16 protein-coding genes are annotated in these 15,733 nt (G+C 50.5%); 2 read left to right on the top strand and 14 right to left on the bottom strand.

The window, feature by feature from the left end:
• Window positions 1–31: 31 nt before the first annotated feature.
• The 14 genes from ACJA3I_RS07040 to ACJA3I_RS06975 all read right to left on the bottom strand — a co-directional run bounded on the left by ACJA3I_RS07040 (window position 32) and on the right by ACJA3I_RS06975 (window position 12,782).
• Window positions 32–721, bottom strand: coding sequence for a zinc metallopeptidase (locus ACJA3I_RS07040; RefSeq protein ID WP_458861903.1), 690 nt, complete (start codon window positions 719–721; stop codon window positions 32–34).
• Between the two features lie 13 nt (window positions 722–734).
• Window positions 735–1,667, bottom strand: coding sequence for a methionyl-tRNA formyltransferase (gene fmt / locus ACJA3I_RS07035; protein ID WP_458861902.1), 933 nt, complete (start codon window positions 1,665–1,667; stop codon window positions 735–737).
• A complete protein-coding gene (gene def / locus ACJA3I_RS07030; protein WP_458861901.1) occupies window positions 1,667–2,137 on the bottom strand; it encodes a peptide deformylase in 471 nt (156 codons plus the stop codon). The genes fmt and def overlap by 1 nt, the downstream gene beginning before the upstream one ends.
• Before the next feature lie 433 nt (window positions 2,138–2,570).
• Complete coding sequence (priA, locus tag ACJA3I_RS07025; RefSeq protein ID WP_458861900.1) at window positions 2,571–5,009, bottom strand: replication restart helicase PriA; 2,439 nt, start codon at window positions 5,007–5,009, stop codon at window positions 2,571–2,573.
• A gap of 111 nt (window positions 5,010–5,120) precedes the next feature.
• The gene (gene rpoZ / locus ACJA3I_RS07020; protein WP_458861899.1) at window positions 5,121–5,333 is read right to left on the bottom strand and encodes a DNA-directed RNA polymerase subunit omega; all 213 of its coding nucleotides are present in this window, start codon (window positions 5,331–5,333) and stop codon (window positions 5,121–5,123) included.
• A 7-nt stretch (window positions 5,334–5,340) separates the two neighbouring features.
• Window positions 5,341–5,931, bottom strand: coding sequence for a guanylate kinase (gene gmk, locus ACJA3I_RS07015; RefSeq protein WP_458861898.1), 591 nt, complete (start codon window positions 5,929–5,931; stop codon window positions 5,341–5,343).
• Window positions 5,924–6,196 (bottom strand): extracellular matrix/biofilm regulator RemA, encoded by a 273-nt coding sequence (gene remA / locus ACJA3I_RS07010; RefSeq protein ID WP_458861897.1) that lies wholly within the window; start codon window positions 6,194–6,196, stop codon window positions 5,924–5,926. Before remA ends, gmk begins: the two co-directional genes overlap by 8 nt.
• Window positions 6,197–6,204: 8 nt before the next feature.
• Complete coding sequence (locus tag ACJA3I_RS07005; protein WP_458861896.1) at window positions 6,205–7,083, bottom strand: YicC/YloC family endoribonuclease; 879 nt, start codon at window positions 7,081–7,083, stop codon at window positions 6,205–6,207.
• A gap of 54 nt (window positions 7,084–7,137) precedes the next feature.
• Window positions 7,138–7,551: a SoxR reducing system RseC family protein gene (locus ACJA3I_RS07000; RefSeq protein WP_458861895.1), complete on the bottom strand. Its 414-nt coding sequence runs from the start codon at window positions 7,549–7,551 to the stop codon at window positions 7,138–7,140.
• Entirely contained in the window at window positions 7,552–9,144 is a 1,593-nt protein-coding gene (locus tag ACJA3I_RS06995) for an NAD(P)/FAD-dependent oxidoreductase (RefSeq protein WP_458861894.1), read from the bottom strand.
• 51 nt (window positions 9,145–9,195) lie between these two features.
• Window positions 9,196–10,410 carry a CdaR family protein gene (locus tag ACJA3I_RS06990; protein ID WP_458861893.1) on the bottom strand — a complete coding sequence of 405 codons (1,215 nt, stop codon included), beginning with the start codon at window positions 10,408–10,410 and terminating at the stop codon, window positions 9,196–9,198.
• On the bottom strand, window positions 10,407–11,249 hold the full coding sequence (gene cdaA / locus ACJA3I_RS06985; protein ID WP_458861892.1) for a diadenylate cyclase CdaA: 843 nt from the start codon (window positions 11,247–11,249) through the stop codon (window positions 10,407–10,409). Before cdaA ends, ACJA3I_RS06990 begins: the two co-directional genes overlap by 4 nt.
• A gap of 124 nt (window positions 11,250–11,373) precedes the next feature.
• A complete protein-coding gene (locus ACJA3I_RS06980) occupies window positions 11,374–12,510 on the bottom strand; it encodes an aminotransferase class V-fold PLP-dependent enzyme (protein ID WP_458861891.1) in 1,137 nt (378 codons plus the stop codon).
• Window positions 12,511–12,524: 14 nt separating this feature from the next.
• A complete protein-coding gene (locus tag ACJA3I_RS06975; RefSeq protein ID WP_458861890.1) occupies window positions 12,525–12,782 on the bottom strand; it encodes a DUF3343 domain-containing protein in 258 nt (85 codons plus the stop codon).
• Window positions 12,783–12,952: 170 nt separating this feature from the next.
• Between ACJA3I_RS06975 and ACJA3I_RS06970 the strand changes: the two genes are divergently transcribed.
• Together ACJA3I_RS06970 and ACJA3I_RS06965 are read left to right on the top strand one after the other, a co-directional pair.
• On the top strand, window positions 12,953–14,188 hold the full coding sequence (locus ACJA3I_RS06970) for a polysaccharide deacetylase family protein (RefSeq protein WP_458861889.1): 1,236 nt from the start codon (window positions 12,953–12,955) through the stop codon (window positions 14,186–14,188).
• A gap of 106 nt (window positions 14,189–14,294) precedes the next feature.
• Window positions 14,295–15,029 carry an N-acetylmuramoyl-L-alanine amidase gene (locus tag ACJA3I_RS06965; protein WP_458861888.1) on the top strand — a complete coding sequence of 245 codons (735 nt, stop codon included), beginning with the start codon at window positions 14,295–14,297 and terminating at the stop codon, window positions 15,027–15,029.
• Window positions 15,030–15,733: the final 704 nt, after the last annotated feature.

Raw genomic sequence — 15,733 nt, 5'->3', positions numbered from 1 at the left:
ATACTCCATTTTCTCTGGTGTGTTTTGGTTTTTAATCATCACGGTTATTTCTGCCGAAGATCAGCAGCAATCTCAGCAGCTGAGCCACCGAAACCGCCAGCGCGGCAACATAAGTCAATGCGGCTGCACGCAAAGTCTTTTTCGCGCCGGGCAGTTCATCTTCAGAAAGCAGGCTACCTTCATCCAAAGCCACGATGGCGCGATGAGAGGCATTAAATTCCACCGGCAAAGTGACCAGCTGGAAAAGCGTTGCCAGGCCAAAAAACAGGATGCCCGCATAAAACAGCGGCGGATAGTTAAAAAACAACCCGATCAGCAGCAGCGGCATGGAAAGGGTGGAACCGATCTGCGTAACGGGAATAATGGCATTGCGCAGTTTGATGGGCGCATATCCCACTGCATGCTGCACGGCATGGCCCGCTTCATGGGCCGCAACCCCCACCGCCGCAACGCTGGAAGATTGATAAACGGAATCGGATAAACGGATCACTTTGCTGCGCGGATCGAAATGATCGGTCAGATTGCCCGAAATATGTTCGATTCGCACATCGCTGATGCCGGCCGAGCGCAAAACCGCTTCGGCGGCCATCGCGCCTGTCATCCCGCTGCGGGTGGGCACGCGGGAATATTTATTAAAAGTGCCGCTCACCTGCGCCTGCGCCCACATGGCGAAAATCGCCGCGGGTAAAACAAGAATCAAATAGTAATAATCAATATACATATTGCTTCACCTTTCAATTATGAAAGCAGCCATTTTTTTCGGATGGATGCCCTCTGAAATAGTCAGCGCACCGCATTCTTTTTCCCCCGGGGGCCTGAAGCTCGGCGATCATCACGACCCCGTCTTTGCAAGCCACCTGCATTCCTTCTTCGTCACAGCCCATGATCGCGCCGATCGGCTGGGCATGAGATTGCTGTTTTGTGCAAATGCCAAAAAATTTGATCATCTGATCGCCTAAAAACGCGAAGGTTCCCGGCCACGGCTGTAAGGCGCGGGCCTGGCAATCGATCTGGCGCGCCGAACGGCCAAAATCGATGCTGCCATCGCCTTTTTGAATCAGCGGTGCATAAAAACTGCATTCCGCAGGCTGAGGCGTTCTTGTGATCTTGCCGGTTTCCAGCGCTTTCACCGCCTCGATAAGCGCTTCCGCGCCCAGTTCAGCCAGCTTATCGTGTAAACTTCCTGCGGTTTCACGCGGTTCAATGGCCAGCTTTTTCTGCAGCAGCATATCGCCTGTATCAAGGCCTTCATTCATTTGCATGATCGTCACGCCGGTCTCTTTTTCATCGCGCAGCAGCACCTGCTGAATGGGGCTTGCCCCACGGTAATCAGGCAGCAAAGAAGCATGCACATTGATGCAGCCATGAACCGGCAGCTCTAAAACGCGCTTGGGCAATAATTTGCCATAGGCCGTCACTACCACCAAATCGGGGTTTAAGCCGCGCAGCATTTCAAAGGCTTCTTCTGTTTTGAAGCTTCTGGGCTGAAAAACAGGAATCCGGTGCTTTTCTGCCGCGATTTTCACCGGCGGCGGGGTCAGTTTCATTCCCCTGTTTTTAGGTTTATCCTGCTGGGTGAAAACGCCCGCCACTTCATAACCTTCCGCTATCAGCTTTTCCAAAGGCGCCACCGCAAAATCCGGTGTTCCCATATATACAATCCGCATTATTCCATATCCTCAGGTTTTAAATATTCTTTTACCAGGCGTGTATATAATTTGCCGTCTAAGTGATCGATCTCATGGCAGGCGCAGCGGGCCGAAAAATCTTCCAAGGTGATTTTTTTCTCTTTGCCCGTTCTGTCTTGATAAAGCACCGTCACCTTTTTCGGGCGGTCAACCATGCCATATCTTCCCGGCACACTCAGGCATCCTTCCGCGCCATCCTGAATGCCTTCGGCGTGTAAAATGCGTGGGTTGATGAATTCTAAGAATGTATCGTTTTCTTCATCTAAAACCAGTGCCACCCGGCGCAAAACGCCCACTTGCGGCGCGGCCAGGCCCGCCCCCTTCGCTTCTTTCAGCGTGTCGTTCATATCTTCCAACAGCTGAAACAGGCGGTCGTTAAATTCGGTAACAGGTCTACATACCTTTGTCAGGCATTCATCGCCTTCCACGGCAATTTTTCGAATCGGCATTTTTTCTGACTCCTTTAACTTGATTCTATCGCAATTTTCTCGATGATCGTTTTCGGTTTTCTATCGTCCGTTTTATCGGCAAGATCTTTCTGGTTCGATTGATTTTGTCATACCTGCAAAGCAGGAATGGTATAAAGTGGCCAGCGCCGTAGGCGGGCCGTGAAATTGGTATAATAACCGCTATGCGGTTTTATACCATGCATGCGAAGCAGAAATGGTATAAAGTGGCCAGCGCCGTAGGCGGGCCGTGAAATTGGTATAATAACCGCTATGCGGTTTTATACCATGCATGCGAAGCAGGAATGGTATAAAGTGGCCAGCGCCGTAGGCGGGCCGTGAAATTGGTATAATAACCGCTATGCGGTTATTATACCATATAGAATATGATTTTTTTACATTTTTTACTCTGCGGCGGGATAAATCGTTCTTCGGGCTATAACGAATAGGGGTTGATATCGGCAATAAGCGTGACCACCCGATTTTGGTTATCCGCATAAAAAGCCTTCAAGATGCGGGCAATAAACTCTCTTGTTTTTGCATCATCCGCCCCGCGGAACAAGATCTGGTAACGAAAACGCTTGTTGAGCATATAAAGCCAAGGCTGCACCGGGCCCAAAACAGGCGCCGCGATTTCGCGATAAGCCGCCGAAGCAAACCCTTGACGAATGGTAGCGGCCAGGCGCATGGCCGCCCGTTCGGCCTTTGCCTGCGCTTCGCTGCTGACCAGAAAAGAGATCACATCATGAAAAGGCGGGGCATCCAGCGCTTTGCGCATTTCGATTTCATATCGATAAAACCGCCGATAATCCTGAGCGGCCGCCGCCTGGATCACTTCGTTTTCGGGGGTGTAGGTCTGAATAACAGCCCTTCCTGTTTTTTCGCGCCGCCCCGCACGCCCCACCACCTGGGTCAGAAGAGAAAAGGTTCTTTCGCCCGCGCGGTAATCGCCGTTATACAGCGACAAATCGGCATCTAAAACGCCCACCAGGGTAACATTGTCAAAATCGAGGCCTTTGGCGATCATCTGGGTGCCCAATAAAATATCACCGCCGCCGCTGGCAAATTGATCTAACAGTTTCTCATGTGAAGTGCGCTGCACCGTGGTATCGGCATCCATGCGAATGACCGAAACGCCGGGGAATCGTTCCTCCAATTCTTCCTGGGCTTTCTGCGTGCCGCATCCCACCAGTTTTAAATTGCTTTCGCCGCATTGGGGGCAAACGGTGGGCAGGGGTTCCGAATGGCCGCAGTAATGGCACATCAGGCGATTGTTTTTGGAATGATAAGTCAGCGCCGCGCTGCAATTGGGGCATTGCGGAACATAACCGCAAGAAACGCAGGTAAGCATGCGGCTGTTGCCGCGTCGGTTCAAAAAGAGAATGCTTTGTTCCCCGCGCTCTAAATTGATCTCCAGTTCCTGTTGTAATTCCGCGCCGAAAACAGAAGGGTTTCCCTCTTTCAAATGCTTTCGCATATCGGAAAGCACCACTTTCGGCAGCGGCGTGTTCTGATAACGCTCGGTCACACTGAAAAGATGATATTGCCCCTGTTCCGCGTGATAAAAGCTTTCAACGGCAGGGGTGGCGGAACCAAGCACCAGCAAAGCCTTTTGCTGAACACAGCGGAACTTTGCCACCTCACGCGCGTGATAGCGCGGCGTGATATCCGATTTATAAGTCCATTCCTGTTCTTCATCCAAAATGATGATGCCCAGATTTTTGATGGGCGCAAACACCGCGCTTCGCGTTCCCACCACCACAGTGGCTTTCCCCTGCCGAATGCGCTTATATTCATCATAACGCTGGGCCGGTGAAAGCGCGCTGTGAAGCACAGCCACCTTTTCTTGGAAATGCGCGCAAAACTGCCGCACCATCTGGGGGGTCAGCGCAATTTCGGGCACCAGCAGCATAGCGCTCTTCCCTTCGGCCAAAAAGCGATGGATCAGTTCAAGATAGATCTGCGTTTTGCCGCTGCCCGTTACCCCATGCAGAAGCGCCACGGCGGGCGGCGCCAGCGCGCCGATGGAATCATAAGCCGCCTGCTGTTCTTCATTGAGGCAAATGCTCTCTGCCTGCTCACGGGCGGTGAACACCGGCCGGCGATAGGTCTCTTCTTCGCGGCTGTTGAGCAGCTTGTTTTTCACCAGAGTTCTAACACTGCTTGCGGGCGCACCTGTAATATAACAAACTTCTTTTTCGGGAATGTGATCAAATTGTGCAATATATTTTAATATTTCCACGCGATTTTCATAACCGCTGCCCCGGCGAAGCTTTGAGATCGCTTCTTCCGGCGGCATGGCCAAGCTCAGCATTCGAATGGTTTGATCTTTGATGCCCGGTTCAAAATCATAGGTTTGCTCGATAAGCCCTTTTTCAAGCAGAACTTTGCATCCCTTTCGGATGGCTTCGGCCGAAAAGCTTTTTTTCATCATGCTTTCGGAAATCGGTTTGGACGATTCAAAAATCATCTGGGCAATGGCCACAAGATCCCAATCATCGCCGCACAGCTTCTGGGCGGTTTCCCAATCCCACCCCGATGCTTTTTCATAAAGGGGCGTCTTCTGTGACCATACCCCCGGAGGAACCAGCAGATCGGCGGCTTCAAAAAAGGTGCAAAAATACCTTTTTCGCAAAAATGCGGCCAAAGCCAGCATTTCTTCATCCAGCGCCACGGTCTCATCAAAAACATGGGCCAGCGGCTTTAGCCTTTTCGGTTCTTCTTCGGGGCAAACTTCAAGAACAAAGCCTTCGGTCAGCTTGCTGCCGCGGCCAAAGGGCACCATCACGCGCCTGCCGCGGGCTACGGCGTCTTCCATTTGGGGCGGAACAAGATAGCTGTAAGGTTTATCGATGGAAATAACGGCGGCTGCCACAGCAACCTTGGCGATCCGGCTGATAACGATTCCTCCTTTCCCGCTGATGCATAAAGGATATTAAAGATAACGAAAGGGCAGCAGAAAATGCTTCCGCTGCCCGCTTGCTGCTTACTTTTCTTCTTCTTCTTTGGGTTCCACGGCCTTGATGCGATGTTCCATAATATCATAAAGTGCCAGTTTTACCGGCTTTTCATCCAGCTTTTCGCCCGTTTCTTCAATCATATCGCCGATATCGCGGGCGCGCTTGGCCGCAATATTCACCAGCAGATAGCGGTTGGGGATCTCTTTCAACAATTGGTTCATCGAAGGATATAACATCATAATTCATTCACCTCAAAAGATATTTTCTGCGTTCAACGGTGCAGCGGGAAGCCATGATAATGCATCTCAGCTGATCCACCGCGCGATCGGGTTCATCATTGACCACGATATAATCATATTTTTCTGCCATTTTATATTCACTGCGCGCTTTTTCAAGGCGCTGCATGATGACATCTTCCTGCTCACTGCCGCGTGTTCTCAAGCGGCATTCCAAATCTGAAAAAGAAGGCGGGATAATAAAAACGAGCTTTGCTTCGGGGCGCTTGTTCTTTACGATCAGCGCGCCCTGCACTTCGATTTCAAGAATCACATCGATGCCTTTTTCCAGCATCTCATCCACGGGGCCCGAAGGGGTTCCATAATAATTGCCCACATATTCGGCATATTCCAGGAATTTATCCTGCTCGGCCATTTTTAAAAACTGTGTTTTATTGATGAAATAATAATTGACGCAATCGATCTCACCGGGGCGCGGCGCGCGCGTGGTGGCCGAAATGGAATAATGCAGATCGCTCATGGCAGGCAGCAGTTTGCCTAAAACCGTGCCTTTTCCTGCGCCGGAAGGGCCTGTTACAATAAATAAATTTCCTCTATTCATCTTCCTCTTCATCCCCATCTTCATCATAATCCAGATTCCCCAAACGGTTTGCAACGGTTTCCGGCTGAATCGGTGAAAGGATCACATGTTCGGAATCTGTAATCAGAACGGCGCGGGTGCGTCTTCCGTAAGTTGCGTCGATCAGCACATTTTTCTCTTTTGCGTTTTGGATGATTCTTTTGATGGGTGCAGACTCAGGGCTTACGATCGCCACAAGCCGGTTGGCGGAAACCATATTGCCAAACCCAATATTAATCAGCTTCATGGCCTCTCCTATTCCAAGTTTTGAATTTGCTCTCTGATTTTTTCGATTTCAGCTTTGCAGTCGATCACGATCTGAGCAATTTCATAATCGTTTGCTTTCGAACCGATGGTGTTGGTTTCGCGATTAAGTTCCTGCACAAGGAAATCAAGCTTTCTCCCCATGGCCGTTTTGGAATGCAGCATGGTGTCGAGCTGTTTCAAATGGCTTCTCAGGCGCACCAGTTCTTCTGTTACGGAAACTTTATCGGCAAACAGCGCCGCTTCCTGCAAAATTCTCTGGTCTGTAATATCGCCGGCGCCCAAAATCTCCTGCATGCGCTGAGCGATCTTCTGCTTATATTCTTCCACCGCTGCGGGCGATCTTGCTTCGATGCGGTCAACGAATTCGGCGATCAATGCGCCGCGGGCCAAAATATCTTCGCATAAACGCTGGCCCTCGACGGTACGCATCGTGTTATATTCTGACAAAGTATCGGTCACGACCTGAAGAACTTCTTCGGTCAGCGCCTGTGTATCGGGTTCTTCTTTATCGAGCTCCAGCGCATCAGGCAGCTTTGCCACCCCCATCACGCTGATATCATCTTTCAGCTGAAAGCGATCACGGATCTGCTCGAGAGAACGAAGATATCCTTCGATGAGAGGCATATTCACGGTAACGGTAATATCTTTCCCTTCTTTGGTATATACCGAAACATAAACATCCACTTTTCCGCGGGAAACTTCGGCAGAAACCGCCGTTTTGATAGAATCTTCCAAGAAAGAATAGATGCGCGGCACCTTCATGTTCAAATCAAGATAACGATGATTGACCGATTTGATTTCTACCGTGATCTCGCGCAAGGCGTTTTCAGCCTTTTTTCGGCCATAGCCTGTCATACTTTTTAACATAACGCATCTCCTTTATAACTTTAACAGTATACCATAAAGCCCTGCTTTTGGCAATTATCTTTCCCCGACAATGCGTTCGATTTCAAAAAGTCTCTGCGCGCTTTTTTTCACTTTGCGCGAATAGGCCATGCAGATGGCGATGCCTATGCCCAGGCCCACAAATGAAAATAAAATATGAAACCCTTCTCCGGCCGGACCCGGCAGAAAATAAGCGCCGATCATCAGCAGCAGCGGCATCAGATAGACCAGAGCGGCGATGGAAAGGATCTTTTGGCTTGCCGAACGCAAAACCACCTGATCTCCCACTTTCGCGCCGATCTCGTTGCCGGCTTCCACTTCCATGATCTGTTCGGGATGCGCGCATCCGCCGCATTTTTCACAATCGGCCGAGCAGGCGCCTTTTCTGGCGATGGCGATCTTCACTTTTTTATCATTGATTTTTTCCGTTACTTTTCCGATCTGTTCCATTTATTTTTCCTCCGGCGGCATCCAGCGCGCCATAATGGTTTCTGCCGCCCGAATGCCATCCACGGCGGCGCTCATAATTCCTCCTGCATATCCGGCGCCTTCCCCGCAGGGGATCAGCCCGAATACATCCACCGACATCAGATCTTCCCCGCGCATCAGGCGAACAGGCGATGAAGTGCGCGTTTCGATGGCTGTGAAAACGCAATCCGGCGTGTCATAGCCCGGAATCTGTTTTCCGAAATAAGGCAAAGAACGCTCCAGCATCCCGCTGACAGAAGGCGGAAGCAATTCATGAAGATCGATGCAGTTCGTTCCTCTGGGATAGGTGGGCGCAACGGTTCCAAAAGCGCTGCCCACGCGATGTTCCATAAAATCTCCAAGCCGCTGAACAGGGGCCGCATAAGCCCCGCCGCCCAGCTGAAACGCCCGCTTTTCCAGCTCGCGCTGAAAATACATCCCCGCCAATGGATCTTCCCCGTCAAAATCCTGCGGCAGAACCGAAACCGCCAGCGCGGCGTTGGCGTTGCGCCCGCCGCGGGCATGGTAGCTCATGCCGTTGGTCACCACTTCCCCTTCTTCACTGGCGGCGGCCACCACTTCGCCGCCGGGGCACATGCAGAAAGAATAGCAGGCGCGCTCACCCTCTCGGCGTGAAAGCGCATATTCCGCCGGGGGCAGCGGCAGCCGCTGAGCATACTTCCCATAAACGCCCCAATCGATCTCCTGCTGTAAATGTTCGGCGCGAACCCCCACCGAAAACGGCTTTCTCACCAAAGTGAACCGCTCTTTTTTCAAGGTTTCAAACAAAGTTCTGGCGCTGTGGCCCACGGCCAGAACCGCTGTTTCACAAGGGATCTCGCCATGATCGGTCTTCACCGCCAGCAAACGCCCATCCGCCGATCTGAAATTTTCCAGCTGTGTATAAAAAGCGACGGTTCCGCCCAGTTCTTCAATGCGTCGGCGCATGGAAACCACGATATTTTTCAGCAGGTCGGTTCCCACATGGGGCTTGGCCGCCATGGCGATTTCGGAAGGTGCGCCGAATTCCATAAATTTCTCAAGCACAAGTTCACAGCGCGGATCATTGATCCTTGTGGTGAGCTTGCCGTCGGAATAGGCGCCCGCGCCGCCTTCGCCGAACTGGATGTTGCTTTTCGTGTTCAGATGGCCTGTCCTGACAAAACGCTCGGTGTCGCGATCGCGCTCTTCCATGGGGGCGCCCAGTTCGATCACCGCGGGGCGATAGCCCTTTTCGGCCAGCATCAGCGCGGCAAAAAGCCCCGCCGGGCCAAGCCCCACCACCACGGGCCGATGTTCCAGCGGAACACTGCCTGTTATTTTGGTTTCCAGCGGCGGGCTTTTGCGGCGGATCTGCGGATCTTTGTTCCCGGCCAGAATGCCTGCTTCCCGCTCGCTGTCGATCAGAACGGAAAACACTTTGGCCAGCTTGCCGTGGCGAAGATCCAGCGATTTTTTGATGATCTTAACAGTACAATCGCCGCCCCCAAGAGAACATCTCTTCAGCGCGGCGGCGATTGCCTGAGAATCATCATCACGATAGGGAATGCGAATTCCCGAAATGACAATGCTCATGTTTTCTCCTATTAACTTGTGAAAACCGCCGCTTTTCGGGCGGCTTTCCCACTAAGATTCTTTAACGACCGTCACTTTATAGCTATCCGGCATGAAGAACGCGTCTTCGCCCGAATATTTGATGATGGCATCCACCGTATGCGTTCCCGAATCGGTGATTTTAGAAGCATCAAAGCTGATCTGAAAATCTTCGGGTTTCAGCTTTGCCAAAACCTTTTCATCACCGATCACCTTGATATTGAGGGAAGAGGTTTCGAAATGGAAGCCTGCTTCCGCCGCAAACTGCTGCGCGCCGACGATGATCGTTTTATCACCGATGCCGCTGAAAGTAAACTTCACTTTTGCGGTGGTGGTTTTTTCATCGGTGGTGATGCCGTTGGGCAGAATAATGGGCAGTGTGACCTCTGTTTTGCCCGACCGAATCAGATCTTCAACGCTTACTGTGCCGAGTTTGATGCTATTCAGCGTGGAAATATCTTCGGGCAGACCCTTTACTTCGATATTTGCGGGTTCGATGGTATAAGAAACGGCGCTTTCGGGAATCCCCTTCAGCTGTTCAAGATCGATCAGCAGCGGGATCTTGCCCGCCTGGTGAACCGGGATGGTCACACTGATGGCCGGGTCTTCCATGGTGAGGAATTTCATATCCACTTCTTTTCCTTCACTGTCGATCAGGGTATAGGAAAGCGTTGTGGTCGTGCTTTGTTTCACCGCCGAGATATCATAGGAAGCATGGGCGTAGGCGATCTGATCCAAAACGCTCTGCGGGCCTTTCACCGTTACGGCATCCGGCTCTACCACATAATCATCCATCAGATAGCCCTCGGGCATCTGCCCCTTCAGATCCAGCTTCACGGGAACGCTTTTGCTGGCAATTTTATCCACCACCAAACGGATCTGCGTGGGGTTTTTGCTGGAAATGGTGATCCCCGCCACATCTGCCGACGCCAGATAAGAAAGGTTATATTCGCCCGGTGAAGGAATGGTGGAAACATTGACCGTCACTTCGATTTTATCTTTGCTCATCTGCACCATGTTGTTGCGCTTGCCCTTGACCTGAACGGAAACCACCGAGCTTGCGCCCTCGATAATGGTCAGCCCGGAATCTTCCAGTTTTTCCAAACCGACGATCTGAACGCCGATGTTGCTGTAAGTTTGGGTGATATCGGGGTTTTGCTCATCCACTACATACATCCACAGCAGGATCGCAGCTAAAATCGAAAAGACCTTCGCGAGCATATCATGCTTTTTCATCCATTCCATCATTGCTTTTTCCCCCTCAGCCGTTCCCAGATGCTTTGAGGCTGCTGGGGTTCCGCAGCAGGCATCAGTTCCGTGATCAGAAGTCGTTCCAAAGTTTCAACCGCCAGGTGGCGCTTTAAAATGCCGCCCATGGCCAAAGAGATCGACCCTGTTTCTTCTGATACCACAACGCAAAGCGCATCGGAATTTTCGCTCATTCCAACCGCCGCGCGGTGGCGTGTTCCAAGTTCTTTGCTGATATTCAAATTGGCTGAAAGCGGCAGCAAACAGCCCGCCGCTTTGATGCGCGCATCGGTGATCACCACAGCGCCGTCATGCAGAGGCGCCTTGTTGAAGAAAATATTTTTCAGCAGCTCGGCGTTTACTTCCGCATCCACCACCGAACCGGTTTTTGTGATATGCTCCAGATTATCCGACCGTTCGAAAACGATCAGCGCCCCTGTTTTTGACCATGCCATGCTGCCAACAGCTTCCACGGTGCGCATGATCGCCAGCTGTGTGGCTTTTAAATCGCGCGCCGGGTTTTTCTTGAACAGTCTGAGCTTGCTTCTTCCGAATTGATCTAAAAGTTTTCGCAATTCGGGCTGGAATAAAATAACAAGGGCCACCAGCCCCATTCTCATGATATAATCCAACAGATAATTGATCACATGCAGCTGCAGCACAGCCGAAAGCTGTGTGGCCACCAGAAGCAGAATGACCCCTTTCAGCGGCCGTTCGGCGTTGGTGTTGCGAATGACTTTTATTACTTTATAGATAATGAATGCCACGATCAGCATATCGATGGCATCCATCACGGTGACAAGCCTTAAATATTGCCAGCACTTATTAAAAAAATCCATGTATGCACCATTCCTGTATCTTACGATTCTTCACTGCATTTCCACAGAGCCACATAAAGTTATACTTATATAATAACAATATGTTCTCTGCATTTCAACCGCAAAAAAGAGCGTTTTTTTGGTTTCAACCTTGAGTTAACAATTTTTTTACACACTGTGCGGCGCGCTGCACTTCCAAATCGGTATTAAACGCGCAAAAGCTGAAACGCACGGTTCCATCCGGCAGAGTGCCCGCGCTGTGATGGGCCAAAGGCGCGCAATGAAGCCCTGCCCTCACGCAGACCCCCATTTCGGCCAGCAGTTCCGCGGCCCGTTCCGATGGTATTTTATTGAATTTCAGCGAAACGACGCCGCTTTCGGGAACGGGCGGCGCATAACAGACAAGGCCTTCCAGATCGCGCAGTTTTTCCGTAAATTCCGATACCAGATGGGCTTCCCAGCGCCCCACGGTTTCAACCGTTCTTTTTTTCAAAAAGCGAACGCCTTCGTTCAAACCGGCGATGCCCGCCACATTCATTGTTCCGCTTTCAAAAACATCGGGCAGGAATTCGGGCTGGCGGCGCTCTAACGAGTTGCTGCCGGTTCCGCCTTCCATCAGGCTGCGGTAAGGCCCTTCGCCGCAGCAGATCAAAATGCCTGTGCCCTGCGGCCCATAAAGCGATTTATGACCCGGCATACAGGCATAGGTCACGCTTTGAAATTCCGAAAGATCGATGGGGATGACCCCTGCCGACTGTGACAGATCCAAAATCAGCGCAAGGCCTTTTTCTGCGCATAACTCATCGATCTTTTTCAGCGGCGCAATGCTGCCGAAAACATTGGATACATGGTTGACGACCATGCAGGATGTGCTTTCGGTGATGGCGGCGGCCAGCTTTTCGAACATTTCATTCTGATCGAATAAGGCAGAATAAGCCGCTGTATAGTTGATTCCCTTTTCAGCCAAGCCTTCTAAGGGGCGCACCACACTGTTATGCTCATACCCTGAAATAACAACATGATCCCCCTCTTTCAGCTGGCTTTTGATGGCTAGGTTCAAAGCGTGTGTGGCGTTCTGGGTGAACACCACCCGCTCAGGTTCCGCGATGCCGAAAAATTCCGCGATGGTTTCGCGGCAGGCATATACCACCGCCGCCGCTTTCATGGCGGGCTTGTGCCCGCTTCGCCCGGGGTTCCCGCAGCTGTCCATCGCGGCGATCACCGCATTTTTCACTGCTGACGGTTTGAAAAGTGTTGTGGCCGCGTTATCCAGATAGATCATCGATCAAACTCCTCCTAAAACGATAATTCTGCCTCCTGCCAAACTCCCACTTGATTCATTACATATATTTTTCCAAAGGGAATTTTATTCTTCTTTAACAGCTGCACCACTTGTTCCAGTTGTTTGGCTTTGCATTTGATGCCATAGCTGCAGGAACCGCTGCCCAAAATGGCTTGTGCGCGCACCATTACCGTTGGAATTCCCTGTTTTGATAAAAGAAAATTGGCTCTTTGTGCGTAGGTTACTGATTTAAATACAATCATGCACCCCATAAAAACCCTCCTCTCCTGTTTATCATATGCGCAAATTCCACAAGTTGACTTTTTTCTTTGCCGGCAGCCGCGCAGCGGGCGTTTGCGCGGCAGGCTTTTGAATGGTTTCCTTGCTAATTGCCCGAAAAACAGATATAATAAAACAAAAACGAAAGGAAGGAGCCTTCCATATGAAGAAAAAATGTTTGGCGCTGGTGACGGCGCTTTTGATGATATCACTGATGATCGTTCCTTCTGTTTCAGCCCGCGCGCTGACCTTTATCGCGGTCAATAATAATTTCAGCCGCAATCTCTCGCCCACGACCATTCCGGTTCGAATCAATGGGAATATCTATGTTCCCTATTCGATGTTTCGAAATGTAGGCAATTTGAAAACGATCTATAACAGCCGTTATGACCAGGTGATCATTTATAACAGCAACCATATCTTGACCTTTGATATTACCAACCAGCTGACTTATGATGAATTGGGCTCGGTTTATTCCATCAATGCCATTCGTTATAACAGCACGGTCTATGTGCCCGCCTATATCGTTTGTGAGTGCTTCTCCTATAACTATTCCTATATCACCTCTTCGGGTCTCGGCCCTGTTTTGCGCATTGTGACGGATGATTCTTCTCTTTCCGATGACGCGCTGTTAGAGCGTGAACTGACCACCATGCGCAATATCTATAATGATTATCAGGCGCTTTACGGTGATAAAAAGCCCTCAAATCCCGGCACTTCTTCGCAACCCGTTTCGCCCACCACGCCTTCCACAAATCCCTCGGCAGATCCCGGCGATGATGTGCCTTCCGGCACAGATGAGCCTGCTCAGGCTTCAAAAGCCGTTTATCTGGCGTTCGAAGGCCCGCTTTCCGCTTCTACGGCGTCCATTTTAGATCAGCTTGCGCGGCAGGGCTTCCACGCCACCTTTTTTGTGCCTTCCGGCATCACCGCCGAAACCGCGCCCTATCTGGCCCGCGCCGCAGCAGAAGGCCACACCATCGGCAACCAGCTGAACGGCGCCGCCAACCCGAAAGATTCCCTTGACCAGCTTCTCGAGCAGGCCGCGGATATGAACGCGCAGCTTCGCCGCCTGGTGAAACAGCGAACAAGGCTGATGATGATTCCCGGCGGTTCCTCACACCTCGAAAAAGAAAAAACCGATGGCTTGCTGGCGGCCGGATACCGCCTGTGGGATCCCACGGTGGATCTTCGTTTGAACAGCTCCTCCGCCATCGCCTCCGCCGCCCTGCGCCAATTGCGCAGCACTTCTCAGAATGTTGTGCTCTGCATGCGAAATGATTCTTCCGCTGCCCAGGCGCTGCCAAAAATTCTGGCCTATCTCAGCGCCGAAAATTATGATGTGCGCTCGATCACCGAGCTCAATACCCCCATCAACCAACTGCGCGAAGTTCGCTAAAGCCCTTTCAGCCGCCGATTTTCGGCGGCTTTTTCATGCCCTTTTTCGTCACGCGCTTTCTACTGCCCACATATAGTATGTTATCAAGTTATGGAGGTATTTCACCATGCCGAAAATTTATTTAAGCCCTTCCACACAAGAATCCAATCCCTATATAAACGGCGGAACCGAAGAACAATACATGAACCTGCTGGCGGATGAACTGGAGCCTTATCTCATTTCTAACGCCATTGCATTCACACGCAATTCACCCGATATGACGGCTGCTTCCTCCATCCGCCAGGCAAACGCCGGCAATTATAATTTTTATCTTGCGCTTCATTCCAACGCCGCCGGCGAAGCCAATACGGGAACCGTCCGCGGCAGCATTGCCTTTTATTGCGCCAAAAGCCGCAACGGAAAACGCGCAGCCGACCTGATTGTGAAAAATCTTAAAACCATCTATCCCCTGCCGGAACTCGTTCGCGCCGTGGCCACCACTTCTCTGGGCGAAGTCACCATGACGCGGATGCCCGCCGTTTTGGTTGAGATCGCTTATCACGACAATTTAGAAGACGCCGTCTGGATCCAAACCAATCTGCCCCTCATTGCTTCCAATCTTGCCGTTTCTCTGACAGAATATTTCGGCATTCCCTTTATTCCCGCCACACAGCCTCGCTGGGGAACCGTTGAACTTTCGTGGGGTTCTTTGAATTTGCGCCAAAAACCCAGCCTTTCAGCCAATATTCTGGCCCATATCCCCAACCATGCCCGGGTTTTAGTTCTTGGCCAGTGGCAAAATTGGTATAGCATCGATTACAATGGCATTCTGGGATATGCTTCGGCCGATTATATTTCTTAATCGGTCGAAAACTGCTGCATTCTGCACAAAACGATTTATGCAAAACGGATAATTTATTGTTTTAGCGCGCTAAATCATTGACATTTTCTTTCTGTGCGCTATACTATAGTCAAGAAGAACGAAAGAGAAAAGAAATAACAACGAAGGAGCTGATTCCCATGGAAGTAGAAATGAAGCAACCGTTTCTTTCCCGCTGCGATGCGGAATCGGAACTTAAAACGAATCGATTCCGTGTTTGATTTTCAATCATGCATCCTGCTTAAAGGAAAAAGACTCTTGGGGAATTTAGTGTAACGATTCAGTCGGATCATAAGCTTCATTCAATGATAAGAGTTATTTGATTATTATTGAAAAAATCAAACTAAGCAGCGGAAGGAAAAACGGAGCATCCACTTGAGCAAGAATCATTTTATTGATCTTACAGTTTCGTGATATATGGGCAATGGCCGATATAACTGGGCGGGGTCAATAGAAAAAACTTTATCCGTTCTTCTTTTCAATATAAATTAAGAAAGGAATGTAATTTATTTGATTTTACCAACAGCTTAGGCCGCTCATCAAGGAATTTGGTGGGCGGTCTTTTTTTGTGTTTCCATGTTTTTTGCAGATCCGGAAGTCTTTTTTCGTGAACTTTACGGCCGCAGAAAACTGTTTTTATGAAGATCTTCCATTTTGGTCTGCCCTTTTCCGGCGCTGCGGGAATT

This window comes from Acidaminobacterium chupaoyuni, assembly GCF_047936785.1.
GTDB lineage: Bacteria > Bacillota > Clostridia > Oscillospirales > Butyricicoccaceae > Acidaminobacterium > Acidaminobacterium chupaoyuni.
This window is presented reverse-complemented; position numbering and strand designations above follow the sequence as displayed.

Bases quoted from the DNA above. Each gene is read 5' to 3' on its own strand.
- ACJA3I_RS06970 (WP_458861889.1), top strand. From the start codon at position 12,953: ATGAAGAAAAAATGTTTGGCGCTGGTGACGGCGCTTTTGATGATATCA.
- cdaA (WP_458861892.1), bottom strand. From the start codon at position 11,249: ATGGATTTTTTTAATAAGTGCTGGCAATATTTAAGGCTTGTCACCGTG.
- remA (WP_458861897.1), bottom strand. From the start codon at position 6,196: ATGAAGCTGATTAATATTGGGTTTGGCAATATGGTTTCCGCCAACCGG.
- gmk (WP_458861898.1), bottom strand. From the start codon at position 5,931: ATGAATAGAGGAAATTTATTTATTGTAACAGGCCCTTCCGGCGCAGGA.
- ACJA3I_RS06965 (WP_458861888.1), top strand. From the start codon at position 14,295: ATGCCGAAAATTTATTTAAGCCCTTCCACACAAGAATCCAATCCCTAT.
- def (WP_458861901.1), bottom strand. From the start codon at position 2,137: ATGCCGATTCGAAAAATTGCCGTGGAAGGCGATGAATGCCTGACAAAG.
- ACJA3I_RS06975 (WP_458861890.1), bottom strand. From the start codon at position 12,782: ATGGGGTGCATGATTGTATTTAAATCAGTAACCTACGCACAAAGAGCC.
- ACJA3I_RS06995 (WP_458861894.1), bottom strand. From the start codon at position 9,144: ATGAGCATTGTCATTTCGGGAATTCGCATTCCCTATCGTGATGATGAT.
- ACJA3I_RS07005 (WP_458861896.1), bottom strand. From the start codon at position 7,083: ATGTTAAAAAGTATGACAGGCTATGGCCGAAAAAAGGCTGAAAACGCC.
- ACJA3I_RS07040 (WP_458861903.1), bottom strand. From the start codon at position 721: ATGTATATTGATTATTACTATTTGATTCTTGTTTTACCCGCGGCGATT.
- rpoZ (WP_458861899.1), bottom strand. From the start codon at position 5,333: ATGATGTTATATCCTTCGATGAACCAATTGTTGAAAGAGATCCCCAAC.
- ACJA3I_RS06990 (WP_458861893.1), bottom strand. From the start codon at position 10,410: ATGATGGAATGGATGAAAAAGCATGATATGCTCGCGAAGGTCTTTTCG.
- ACJA3I_RS07000 (WP_458861895.1), bottom strand. From the start codon at position 7,551: ATGGAACAGATCGGAAAAGTAACGGAAAAAATCAATGATAAAAAAGTG.
- ACJA3I_RS06980 (WP_458861891.1), bottom strand. From the start codon at position 12,510: ATGATCTATCTGGATAACGCGGCCACAACACTTTTCAAACCGTCAGCA.
- fmt (WP_458861902.1), bottom strand. From the start codon at position 1,667: ATGCGGATTGTATATATGGGAACACCGGATTTTGCGGTGGCGCCTTTG.